The sequence below is a fragment of the Rhodococcus sp. MEB032 genome, from assembly GCF_030208925.1.
GTDB lineage: Bacteria > Actinomycetota > Actinomycetes > Mycobacteriales > Mycobacteriaceae > Rhodococcus_F > Rhodococcus_F qingshengii.
The window spans coordinates 354,550-366,318 of record NZ_JARVSY010000007.1 but is presented as its reverse complement, the minus strand read 5'-3'; the positions used below and the strand labels follow the sequence as shown (position 1 = coordinate 366,318).

Annotated in this window: 12 protein-coding genes; 4 read left to right on the top strand and 8 right to left on the bottom strand. The window is 63.8% G+C overall.

Annotated elements, in window-relative coordinates; all coding sequences use genetic code 11:
• The first annotated feature begins 26 nt into the window (after positions 1–26).
• The 3 genes from QRN54_RS08590 to QRN54_RS08580 are packed head-to-tail and all read left to right on the top strand — an operon-like array spanning position 27 to position 2,918.
• Positions 27–815 carry an alpha/beta hydrolase gene (locus QRN54_RS08590; protein WP_064688954.1) on the top strand — a complete coding sequence of 263 codons (789 nt, stop codon included), beginning with the start codon at positions 27–29 and terminating at the stop codon, positions 813–815.
• 10 nt (positions 816–825) lie between these two features.
• Positions 826–1,122, top strand: a complete 297-nt coding sequence (locus tag QRN54_RS08585) for an MGMT family protein (protein WP_003942322.1) — start codon at positions 826–828, stop codon at positions 1,120–1,122.
• A gap of 50 nt (positions 1,123–1,172) precedes the next feature.
• Positions 1,173–2,918, top strand: coding sequence for an NTP transferase domain-containing protein (locus QRN54_RS08580; RefSeq protein ID WP_007731244.1), 1,746 nt, complete (start codon positions 1,173–1,175; stop codon positions 2,916–2,918).
• A 5-nt stretch (positions 2,919–2,923) separates the two neighbouring features.
• Here QRN54_RS08580 and QRN54_RS08575 read toward each other — a convergent pair whose 3' ends face one another.
• Together QRN54_RS08575 and QRN54_RS08570 are read right to left on the bottom strand one after the other, a co-directional pair.
• Positions 2,924–3,268 (bottom strand): hypothetical protein, encoded by a 345-nt coding sequence (locus QRN54_RS08575; protein ID WP_047271673.1) that lies wholly within the window; start codon positions 3,266–3,268, stop codon positions 2,924–2,926.
• On the bottom strand, positions 3,265–3,843 hold the full coding sequence (locus QRN54_RS08570) for a hypothetical protein (RefSeq protein ID WP_064688953.1): 579 nt from the start codon (positions 3,841–3,843) through the stop codon (positions 3,265–3,267). The genes QRN54_RS08575 and QRN54_RS08570 overlap by 4 nt, the downstream gene beginning before the upstream one ends.
• A gap of 89 nt (positions 3,844–3,932) precedes the next feature.
• Between QRN54_RS08570 and QRN54_RS08565 the strand changes: the two genes are divergently transcribed.
• Positions 3,933–4,700, top strand: a complete 768-nt coding sequence (locus QRN54_RS08565; RefSeq protein WP_003942311.1) for an 8-oxoguanine DNA glycosylase OGG fold protein — start codon at positions 3,933–3,935, stop codon at positions 4,698–4,700.
• A 19-nt stretch (positions 4,701–4,719) separates the two neighbouring features.
• Here the strand turns inward: QRN54_RS08565 and QRN54_RS08560 are convergent, their stop codons facing one another.
• From QRN54_RS08560 to QRN54_RS08535, 6 genes are all read right to left on the bottom strand, one after another.
• A complete protein-coding gene (locus QRN54_RS08560; protein ID WP_007731241.1) occupies positions 4,720–5,367 on the bottom strand; it encodes a maleylpyruvate isomerase family mycothiol-dependent enzyme in 648 nt (215 codons plus the stop codon).
• Entirely contained in the window at positions 5,312–6,061 is a 750-nt protein-coding gene (locus QRN54_RS08555) for a sirohydrochlorin chelatase (protein ID WP_037130090.1), read from the bottom strand. Before QRN54_RS08555 ends, QRN54_RS08560 begins: the two co-directional genes overlap by 56 nt.
• Positions 6,048–7,208 carry a uroporphyrinogen-III synthase gene (locus QRN54_RS08550; RefSeq protein WP_003942336.1) on the bottom strand — a complete coding sequence of 387 codons (1,161 nt, stop codon included), beginning with the start codon at positions 7,206–7,208 and terminating at the stop codon, positions 6,048–6,050. Before QRN54_RS08550 ends, QRN54_RS08555 begins: the two co-directional genes overlap by 14 nt.
• Positions 7,205–7,618 (bottom strand): nitrite reductase small subunit NirD, encoded by a 414-nt coding sequence (gene nirD / locus QRN54_RS08545; RefSeq protein ID WP_003942316.1) that lies wholly within the window; start codon positions 7,616–7,618, stop codon positions 7,205–7,207. Before nirD ends, QRN54_RS08550 begins: the two co-directional genes overlap by 4 nt.
• A 90-nt stretch (positions 7,619–7,708) precedes the next feature.
• The gene (gene nirB, locus QRN54_RS08540; RefSeq protein ID WP_081557672.1) at positions 7,709–10,210 is read right to left on the bottom strand and encodes a nitrite reductase large subunit NirB; all 2,502 of its coding nucleotides are present in this window, start codon (positions 10,208–10,210) and stop codon (positions 7,709–7,711) included.
• Between the two features lie 49 nt (positions 10,211–10,259).
• Positions 10,260–11,660 (bottom strand): MFS transporter, encoded by a 1,401-nt coding sequence (locus tag QRN54_RS08535; protein WP_085989607.1) that lies wholly within the window; start codon positions 11,658–11,660, stop codon positions 10,260–10,262.
• Positions 11,661–11,769: the final 109 nt, after the last annotated feature.

Below are 11,769 nucleotides of genomic sequence, written 5' to 3'. Positions count from 1 at the left end.
CAACTCACACATCGCCTGCTTCCGGCATGATTGACCTCGTGCCTGCACTCCATACGTATCTCTACGGACCCGTCGGGGCACCGGAGATCCTTTCGCTGCACGGTCTGACCGGTCACGGCCGACGTTGGCAGTCGATGGCCGAGAACCAACTGCCCGAAGCGCGCTGGATCTCGCCGGATCTACGCGGTCACGGGCGTTCCACCTGGGCTCCTCCGTGGAACATCGAATCCCACGTGGCGAGCCTGCTGGAGACGCTCGACGAACATGCCACCGGACCGGTGGTGATCGTCGCGCATTCTTTCGGCGGAATGCTGGCGCTGCACCTCGCGGCCACCGCACCGGAACGCATTCGTGGGCTCGTCCTGCTCGACCCGGCGATCGGGTTGGATCCGACTTTCATGCAGGAAGTGGCCGAACTCACAATCGGCTCACCGGATTACACCGATGCGGCAGAGGCCTACTCCGAGAAGATTCACGGCTCGTGGGGTGAGGTTCCCACCCAGGACCTCGACGTCGAGATGGCTGAACACCTGATCGAACTGGGCAACGGACGCGTCAACTGGCGCCTGTCCACACCCGCGATCGTGACCGGGTGGGGCGAACTCGCTCGCCCGATCGTGCTGCCTCCGTCGTCGATGCCAACCGTGCTGGTTCAGGCGATGAAGGTCCAACCGCCGTACGTCACCGACGAGTTCCGGGCAGCGCTCACCGAGCACCTCGGTGAAAATCTGACCGGTGTCGAATTCGACTGTGACCACATGGTCCCGCACGTGCGGGCCGACGAAGTCGCCGCCCTCGTTCGCAGCATGCTCTGAAGGAACCGACATGGCAGCCACCACCGAAGAGCAGATCGAAGAGGTACGGCGCCTCATCGCGTCGATTCCGGCCGGTTTCGTGGCGACGTACGGCGATATCGCTGATGCTGCAGGACTTTCCAGTGCTCGCACGGTCGGTTGGATCATGCGAACGGACTCTGCCGACCTGCCGTGGCATCGGGTTCTCGGCGCCTCCGGCAAACCGTCGGCGCACCTGGCTCATCGTCAGATCGCCAAGCTCGAACTCGAAGGCGTGCCGATCAAGGACGGTCGGATCGACCTGAAGAAAGCTCGGTATCACTTCTGATTCACGTGTCACCGGTCGTCGTGACGCGGGCGATGGGGCAGCATGGAGGTATGACCGTCACGCCGCCGACAGCCGCCCTCATTCTGGCGGGTGGTCGCGGGACCCGAATGGGTGGTGTCGACAAACCCGGCCTGCTCGTTCACGGCCGCAGGCTCCTCGACATCGCGCTTTCAGCGACGGCGCATCTGGACGCCGTCGTCGTGGTCGGTCCACATCGCCCTGAACTTGATCCTGGCATCACTCAAACTCAGGAAACTCCGGCCGGAGCCGGCCCTGTCGAGGCGATCTGGGCCGGATTGTCTGCGACCCGGTTACCCGACGACGCCGTGGTGGTGGTCCTGGCGTCCGATCTGCCGCACATCGAGGCCGTATCAGTCGACGCTTTGATAGCTGCCACGTCGACGGACAGTCCGGTGACGTGTGCCGTGGACGAGAACAACCGAACCCAATTCCTGCTCTCCGCGTGGACATTTCGCGAGCTCCGGCAACGCCTGTCCACATTGCGGGAGAGTTCGGGGTTGGAGAATCAACCTATGAAAGCGATTGTCACCGAACCGTTCTCGACGCTGCGTGTCACTGGTACCACTGACTGCGACACACCGGCGGACATCGACCGCGCGCGAAACCATCCGCGCCTGACGATCGAGCAAGCCCGCGCCGCCGTCAGGAACTCACTGACAGCATTGTCACCACACCGGGCCGCCCTCGCCGACAGTCTCGGAGCAACGCTCGCGCAGCCTCTCGTCGCCCTGGGTGATCTTCCTCGATCCGATGTCTCGGCGATGGACGGGTACGCCGTCTCCGGCGAGGGTCCCTGGCGAATCCGCACCGAGATCCGTATCGCGGGCGCCGACGGGCAACTCGAACTCGGTGAAGGCGAAGCGATTCGCATTGCCACGGGAGCACACCTGCCCCTCGGCGCCACCTCGGTGATTCGTGACGAGTATCTGTCCGTCGACGAGCCATCTCGGATGGTACGGAGACTGCCGGATGCGCCGCACCGCAACGACGCTCGACCACGAGGGGAAGATTGGACCACCGGATTCACGATCGCCCCGACTGGTACCGCGGTGACTCCGGCGGTGGTCTCCGCAGCTGCCAGCGGTGAAGTGTTCGACGCCCTCGTCCGTGGTCCGGTACGGGCACGCGTGACAGTCACCGGCGACGAGATCCGGCGGACCGGTCCACTGCGTGAAGGTCAGACCCGCGACTCCGTCGGTGGGATTCTCCCCTACCTACTGGAAAGCAACGGCGTACGGTGCGTGGCGGATTCGCACCTGAGGGACACGGCCGACAGTTTCGAGCGTGTACTGGCGGATGCGACTGAACAGGACCTGCTTGTTGTCATTGGTGCCACGGGCGGCGGCGCTGCCGACGAAATGCGCAGTGCGCTCGATCGACTCGGCGCTCGCACGATTGTCGGGCGAGTCGCCTCGCGCCCGGGCGGATCTCAGATAACGGCTGTCCTGCCCAGTGGTCGGGTGGTTCTCGGACTCCCCGGCAACCCGTACGCCGCAGTGACCACCCTGTTGACGATGCTGCCCACCGTCGTGGCCGCCTTGACGGGAAGCGACACACCACCGCGACTGCTCGGCATCATCGAGAACGCCGCTGCGGTGACTTCCGATGCGGTACGCCTACTGCCGGTCACACAATCCGCCGACGGTCGCTGGCGCGCCGAACCGTCTGTACGTACCGCACACCTGGCGGGGTTGATCGGGCGCTCCGCGTTTGCACTCGTTCCGCCACACGCGGAAGACGATGCCGTCGCCGAAGTGGTTGTCCTCCCACGCTGATCGGGTCAGTCGTTTGGGCGCCTACGCCGGTTGACCCCGACCACGCCGACCACTATCGCAAGCACCAGCGAATACACGCCCCACAGCACCAAGAACGGCAGCAGCCACCCGGCATCAACGGTCTGACCGCGCGGTCCGACGCAATACAGCGTGAAATTGGTGGACGTACCGTCGCCGTCGGAAAAGGTATCCGAGACGACCATCGCGCTCGATGTGGGAGCTTCACAGAAAATCGGCGCCAAATGAGCGACCTGTCCTGGCCAGATCACCGAAGACAGTAGTGCAGCAAAGATTCCCACGACCACGATCACCACTACGGAGATCACCAACGGAGCGATACGGCGGCTCACAGCGGGTGCACCAGGAAGGGAGTTCCGTCAGGCTCGAAGACCACCAGCGCCCGCGAGCGTAGAGATTCCACCATCACGGAGGCGCGAATCGCCTCGGTGCGACTGACCGAGATCCCGGTGACTTCGCCGTCGTCGACACCGCTGTTCTCCAGCGCGTCGTCGACCAACTTCTCGAGGTTCGTCAATGCCGGCACTTGATCCAGCGTGAACGATCGTGCATCGAGATCGTCGGTGACACTGACTTGCACGGGGCTCGGCTCGCCGAGAATGACTCCGTCGAAAGAGAATCTGTCGAGCTGGGTCGGCTTCCCGGGGTCTCGAACGGTGACTCCGAGCGTCTCGATCGGGCTGATGTCGATGCTGGTCACCGATACCGCGTCGACGCCGTATCTATGTGCGAGGCTGTCGAACCCGCCTCGCACCAACTCCGACGTCATCCCACCGCCACGTTCGCGCATCTGATTGTCGAAATCCATCCGATCGACGGCACCGATACATCCGCTCAGACTCGTGGCCGCCAAAGCGATGGCTACCGTCCACAGCGCCGACCGCACCTGCGAGGACGCGAATTTCATGAGCGGAGCGTACCGCGAGTGTCCGGTTCCATCCCGGTGGACTGCGCGTCGCACGAATTACTGTCGGCGACTCGTGGGATCATCGCGCCATGAATCGTGTCGACGAAGGATTCGAACCGCCGGACGCATTGGTCGAGTGGTGCCGCTCCCGCACCTTTCCACTGCACGTCCTCGACGACGAAGCCACCGTCGACCTGGATTGGTGGAACGCACACCTGAAGGACGCCGGCCACACCATCAGCCTTCGCGGGCGTGATCTCGACGGCAAAGTGATCACCGAAGGTCGAGCCATCGTTCAACGCAACGACCTTCGCCCGTCGAGCGATCTCGTTGTCGCCCAGCACGACGGCCTCGGACTACTGTTTCTCTGCGCGGCCTGGCAGGGCTCGCACGAGAGCCGACGTTTCACACGGCGGTTCCCCAACGTCTTCAATCCCCATCACCGCGAGGACGAGGATCCGCTGACCCAGATCACAGCCATTCTCGATCACTGCTCGAAAAACAAGTCGATGCCCGTCGTGCGGCGCGACACCTGGTCCGGGTGGCCACTCACCCCCGGTGTCGGGGTATCGCTGATGGCCGCTTTCATGTGGGCAGTGGGCGTACAGGACGAAGGCCGACGCGCTCAGATGATCGACCAGTACGGAGTCTCGACGCTCATCCACGAGGGCTGGCTCGAGGATCCTTCCGTCACCGGCTTCACGACGCGTCGCTACCGCCGGTACTGCGAACTTCTCGACAGCTGGGCCTATGCCGCCGGCACCCAACCCGAGATCGTCGAGATGTGGTTGGTGAAACGGTGGAGTGCGCGGTTGGCCCAAGCACGCAACGACGTCAGCGCCCCCACCCTGTTCTAATCCTCAGAAAGGTCGTGTCTCAGAAAGGCCAGGCAGGGAGGGTAGGCAGCCCCACCCTCGTCGGCCTCCCGACCAACCAGGCCAAGGTCTCCGCGTCGGACAGTGACGGCACTCGTACACCCGGGACCGCCGTCTCGAGTGCGCCCAACTGACTGGCGAGAGTGAATTCCACGAACTCGGCAGGCCAGTCGTGGCAGGTGTAACCGATGTCGAGGTCCATCAGGTGAATCTCGATCTCGTTCCAGCGCAGGATCGGTAGATCGAATGCCGTCACAGGTTTGCGCCACGGCACCGGTGTGTCCAGTCGATCTGTCGGGATCTCGCACAACGCGTCGACCAGCCTCGTTCCCGAGAAGCGGTAGTCGAGGGCCAACAATTCAGCCGGGCGATCTGCGCCCTCTTCGATTGCAGCATTGCGCGCATCCGGCCCCCCTGGATACATCTCCCCCGATTCGCCGCCCTGCACGCCGGCAACAAATCTGCCCAGCGCGTCGGCGTTGCGCGACATGTGCGTCACGACGTGTCCCCGACTCCACCCGGGGAGCCCGGAGGGCTCCCGCGCCTGCTCTTCGGTCAGTGCACCGATGAGAGCCTGTGCCTTGACGTCGGATTCACGAACTGCTGCGACCAGGTCGGCATACGTCGGCGTTACGGAGTGAGACGTCATGCAGCGATACTAGTTCCCTTCGCGCACTCTCATACCGATTCACGACAAGGTCCACCACTCCCGGATCGACGCCGAGCGGTTCGGTCACACCATCGGCTCCTGCAGCGTGCAACCTTTCGTGGAACAGCCCGTGCGCGAGGAGGTACGAGGCGACAAAAACTCGCTTCGCGCCGCGAACGCGTGCTGCTGCAACAACATCGGCTACCTTCGGCTCCCCGGTCGCGATGTACCCGATGTCGACACGAGTCCCCGCCGCTTCGGCAAGCATCAGCGCAGCACGCTCGACGTCTCGCAGCGCCCGCGCATCGGAGGACCCGGCGGCAGCAAGCACTGTCGCGTCACCCGGATTCCACCCCGCTTCGGTCAAGCGCCGAAGCAACACGCGTGCAAGCGCCGGATCGGGTCCGAGTGCCGGCGTCACACTCACAGCCGAGTGCTCACTGATCGCCACTTCGCGTCGAACATCGGTGTGAACGTGGTAGCCGGACGCCAAGAAGGCCGGTACGAGAATCGCTCGCCCCGGAGTGTCCCGGAGGACTTCCGAAGGTGACGGACCGAGCACATCGACAAAGGCAACGCGCGTGCGTCCGACGCGCGTGCCGACGGCGTCGGCCAGTGCGGCAACCATTTCCACGCCACGTGCACTACGCGTGCCATGAGCTACCAGGACGAGGACATCGTCATCGCGTTGCATAGTCACCTGGATTCTGTACGTAGTCGCCGGGGTCGAGGGCAAGTCGATAGCCCCGCTTGACCACCGTCTGAACGGCTTTGGGCGCGCCGAGGCACGCGCGCAATCGGGCGACGGCGGTCTCGACGGCATGGGTGTCGCCGCCGCCGCCGGGAAGAGAAGCCAGCAGTTCGTCGCGGGAGACGACTCGACCGGGGCTGGCACCGAGAGTGCGGATCAACGACATCGCAGCCGGCGGCAATTGCTTCACTTCACCGTCCACGACTACGCAACCGCCGCGAATGCTGATTTCGTGTTCGCCGGCTTGAATCTTGTTGGCTCGCTGCGGGAGTTCGTCGACGATGTGTCTCGCGAGCGCGCCCAGACGTGCCCGCGCCGGGGCTGTGGTCGGTACATTCAAGGCTTCGAGCGGCGCCGAGGTGACCGGGCCGACGCACATTGCCGCCACCGGACCCCGCATCGCGTCGAGAATGTCGCCGAGATCCCCGGTCTTGTCGGCTCGCATCAACATCGAGGCTACGGCCGGTGCACTGGTGAAACTGACGGCGTCGATTCCGGCTGACGCGATGGCGTCGATCATCCGGTCGAGCAGCGTCGGATCCTCCGGCGGTTCCCATCGATAGACGGGCACCGCGATGACCTCGGCGCCAGCTTCGCGCAACACCTGACAGAAGTCGGGAATCGGCTCCCACTCGGTGGTCGCACCATGCAGTTGTACAGCGATCCGCTTTCCCGAGACACCTTCTGCCAGAAGATGTTCGAGCACCTCGGCGGAAGACTCGGATGCCGGTGACCATTCCTCACGAAGGTCGGCCGCGCGGATTGCTCCCTTGGCCTTCGGTCCGCGCGCGAGCAGACGAGCCGAGCCCAACGCGGATCCGAGATTTTCCGCCTCACCCCACCCGTCGGCTGCTTCCAGCCAACCCCGGAATCCGATCCCGGTGGTGGCGACGACCACCTCGGGAGGATCCGAGATGATCTGCTGTGTCACCCTTTCGAGCTCACGGTCGTCGGCCAACGGAATGATTCGAATCGCCGGAGCGTGAACGACATCCGCTCCCCGACGAGTCAGCAAGGTCGCGAACTCCTCGGCGCGGCGCGAAGCAGTGATACCTACCGTGAATCCAGCCAACGGCATGTCGTCACTCACGAGACTGCATCGGCGACAGTCGAGCGAACGCCCTGCATCTGCAGGCTGTGTACCTGAACGACTCCAGCCCACACGCGAACGCCGTACACCGGCAGCGCAACCGACGAGTCGTCCAGCGCCCGGCCGTCGACCAGCGAGAACGCCTGCTTGAGCAGTGGCGAGACCACGATCGGCTCACCGTCCCGGTCGCCGACGAGTCCGCGAGACATCACCGCGGCGCGGCCGTACGGATCGAAGTTGCTGACAGCCCGGAGTGTGCCGTCCTCGAGTAGGAACAGCGCCACCTGCTCGCCGCCGCGAAGAAGCACGGCAACTCCGCGTCCAGGGATCAGATGGCTCAGCGGGCAGGCCGACGTCCATTCGAGTCGATCCGAATCCAGCTTGGCGATCTGCGCATCGATGACACTCATCGAAGTCCTCCTGTCGATCCGGCGACAACGTCGCGCGGGTTCTTGTCTACGTTTCTACGGATCCCGTGTTTCCCACGGGTTACGCGACTATTACCGGCGCGTGGGGATGCTCGGCATGCCCATCAGGACCGGAACCTTGCGCACTCCGGTCTCGTCGAACACAACCGTCGGGTCGGCTTCTTCCGGTGCGTTGACGAACGAGACGAACCTCGACAATTTCTCCGGATCACCCAGCACACCGGCCCATTCGTCCTGGTAACCCTCGACGTGCTTGGCCATCAGTGCCTCGAGTTCCTCGCCGATACCCAGGCTGTCTTCACAAATCACGGCCTTGAGGTGATCGAGTCCGCCTTCGAGTGATTCGACCCACGGCGCCGTGCGCTGGAGGCGATCGGCAGTACGGATGTAGAACATGAGGTAGCGGTCGATGTACTTGACCAAGGTCGCGTCGTCGAGGCCGCCGGCAAGCAGCTGAGCGTGTTTGGGCGACTGTCCGCCGTTACCGCCCACATACAGATTCCAACCGTTCTCCGTCGCGATGACGCCGACGTCCTTGCCGCGCGCTTCGGCACATTCACGGGCGCAACCCGAGACGCCGAACTTGATCTTGTGCGGCGAACGCAGACCGCGGTAGCGATTCTCGAGGTCGACGGCCATACCCACCGAATCCTGGACACCGTAGCGGCACCAACTCGAACCGACGCAACTCTTGACCGTCCGGAGGGACTTGCCGTACGCCTGACCCGATTCCATCCCGGCGTCGACGAGGCGCTTCCAGATCGCGGGCAACTGTTCGACGCGGGCACCGAACAAGTCGATGCGCTGACCGCCGGTCACCTTCGTGTACAAGCCGAAGTCTCGCGCCACTTCTCCGATGACGATGAGTTGCTCACCCGTGACCTCGCCGCCCGGCATCCGAGGTACCACGGAGTACGTACCGTTCTTCTGGATGTTCGCGAGGAAGTGATCGTTGGTGTCCTGCAACGACGCCTGCTGGCGGTGCAGGATGTGATCGGAGTCCGTCGATGCCAGAATCGAAGCGACTACGGGCTTGCAGATGTCGCAACCGGCGCCCTTGCCGTACTTGGCGATCAGCGCCGAGAAGGTTCTGGTCTGCGTCGACTGGACGATCTGGAACAACTCGGCCCGCGACTGCGCGAAATGTTCGCACAGTGCCTTCGACATCACAACGCCGGAATCGGCCAGCAGCTGCTTCACGGTGGGAAGGCAACCGCCACAAGTGGTTCCGGCGCTGGTGCACGCCTTGACCGAAGCGATGTCGCATGCGCCGGCTGCGATTGCACCGCAGATGGCTCCCTTCGTCACGGCGTTGCACGAGCACACCTCGGCGTCGTCGGGCAGCGAGCCTGCACCCGGCTTCTCCCCCGCAGGCGAGATCAATGTCGCCGGGTCACCGGGTAGTTCGCGACCGACCAGCGGGCGCAGCGACGCGTAGGCCGATGCGTCACCGACAAGAATGCCGCCGAGCAGGATCTTCGCGTCGTCGGAGACCACGAGCTTTGCGTACGTCCCCTTGGACGCGTCGCTGAGGACGACTTCGAGGGCGCCCGGTGAGGTCGCCATCGCGTCACCGAAACTGGCGACGTCGACGCCCATGAGCTTGAGCTTGGTGGACATGTCCGCGCCCGGGAAATCCGCGGCGCCGCCGAGCAGACGATCGGCCACGATCTCCGCCGTCGTGTAACCGGGAGCGACCAGACCGTAGCAACGGCCTTCCACCGCAGCACATTCGCCGACGGCATAGATGTTCTCGTCCGAAGTCACGCAGCCGAGGTCGGTCAGAATGCCACCGCGCTCCCCCACTGCGATGCCCGCGTCGCGGGCCAGCTGATCACGCGGACGTACTCCGGCGGAGAAGACGAGCAGCGACGCGTCGATAGTGGAGCCGTCGGAGAGTTCGACCACAATTCCGTTGTCGGCCTGCGAAATTCCCGCCGTCCCGACTCCGGTGTGGACAGTGAGCCCGAGTTCGGTGACGAGGCGAGCGAGCAGTGCGCCGCCACCCTCGTCGACCTGCATCGGCATCAATCGCGCATTGTGCTCGACGACGTGTGCCGTCATCCCCATGAGCGAGAGAGCATTTGCGGCCTCGAGTCCAAGCAAACCTCCGCCCACCACGACGCCGACAGCGCCAGGACCAGCCTTCTCGGCGGCGGCCCGGATACCGTCGAGGTCGTCGAGGGTGCGGTAGACAAAACATCCGTCGCCGTCGTGCCCCGGTACGGGAGGCACGAACGGATACGAACCGGTCGCCATCACCAGAGCGTCGTAGGAGATCGTCTCGCCGGTTGTCGTCGTGACCGTGCGTGCATCTTTGTCGATCGCGAGCGCGCCCTCCCCCACACGGAGGTCGACCAGGCTGTCGCCGACGTAATCGTTGCCGGCCAGTGCCAGTTCCTTGGGGTCCCACGCTCCGACGTACGAGGACAGCCCGACTCGGTCGTACGCTGCGTACTGCTCGTCGCAGAGTACGGTCACCGACCAGTTGTTCGCTTCGTCGCGCGAACGCAGTGCCTCGACGAATCGGTGTCCGACCATTCCGTGTCCGATGACAACAACCGACTTGCTCATGACGCCTACTTCCTGAGGTACGAGATAGTTCTGAGATTCCGCGGACCGCTCACGCCGTGACTGCGACCTTCGCCTCGTCGACGTCTGTGGTCAGCGTCGACGGCTTGCGCAGGAAGACGAACCAGGTGACTGCGATGCAGGCGATGTAGAAGGCCAGGAACACCCAGAAGGCCATGGTCGCCGACTTCGCGGGGCTGCTGTACGACGCGCGCAGCACCAGGTTGATGCCGACGCCGCCCAAACCGCCTACCGCACCGGCAAATCCGATGAGAGCGCCGGAGATACTGCGCGACCACGTCGCCTTCTCGCTTCGATCCATGTGGTCGAAGCTCTGAGCCTTCGCCTCGAAGATCGCCGGGATCATCTTGTAGACGGATCCGTTTCCGATGCCGGAGAGCAGGAACAGAGCGATGAATCCGAGAACGAATGTCACCATGATTCCGGCGCTGGCGACGCCGGCGGTGTTGTCGTCCATCGTTCCGGCCGTCACGAGTATCGATGCCGCAAATGCCATGGCGACAAACGTCCACATGGTGATCTTGCCGCCGCCGATCCGGTCGGCCAGTTTGCCGCCGAGGGGGCGAGCGATCGAACCGAGGAGAGGGCCGATGAAGGCGATCTGTGCTGCATGCAGCGCGGCCGCGGCCGGAGTGGCACCGCCGGCGAGGAAGTTGATCTGCAGAACCTGACCGAAGGCGAAGCTGAATCCGATGAAGGAACCGAACGTACCGATGTACAGGAAGCTGATCACCCACGACTCGGAGAACTTGAGTGCCTTGGCCATCGAGCGCAGGTCCGACTTCTGGTTGCCCAGGTTGTCCATGAACAGCGCGGCACCGACGGCAGCGGCCGCAATGAACACGAGATAGACAGCGCACACGATCCACGGAGCACGGTTACCGACGGTGGCGATCACCAGCAGACCGATCAGCTGGATCATCGGTACACCGATGTTGCCGCCGCCGGCATTGAGACCGAGCGCCCACCCCTTGAGGCGTTGCGGGTAGAAGGCATTGATGTTGGTCATCGACGACGCGAAGTTGCCGCCGCCGATACCTGCAGTGGCCGCTACCAACATGAACGTGGTGTACGACGCACCCGGGTTCATCATCAGGTAGAGCGTGAGAAGTGTTGGTACGAAGAGGAACAGCGCACTCATGACGGTCCAGTTACGACCGCCGAACCGTGCGGTGGCAACCGTGTATGGAATGCGGAGGACCGACCCGACAAGCGTGGGCACTGCGACGAGGAAGAACTTTCCGGCCGCGTCGATGCCGTAGATATCCGTCGGCATGAACAACACCATCACGGACCAGATCGACCAGATCGAGAAGCCGACGTGTTCGGCTACCACTGACCAGATCAGGTTCCGCTTCGCGATGTCCTTGCCGCCGGATTCCCAGGCGTCGACGTCCTCTGCATCCCAATGCTCGATGTAATGACTCACCAGGGCCTCCTGAATATGTTGGAGACCCAAAGGTAGAAAACGGTTATTGCGCCGGTGCTGCGTGCGATGACCGCGAAGTCAATTGATCCTCACCCGGTAACAAGACCGGGTG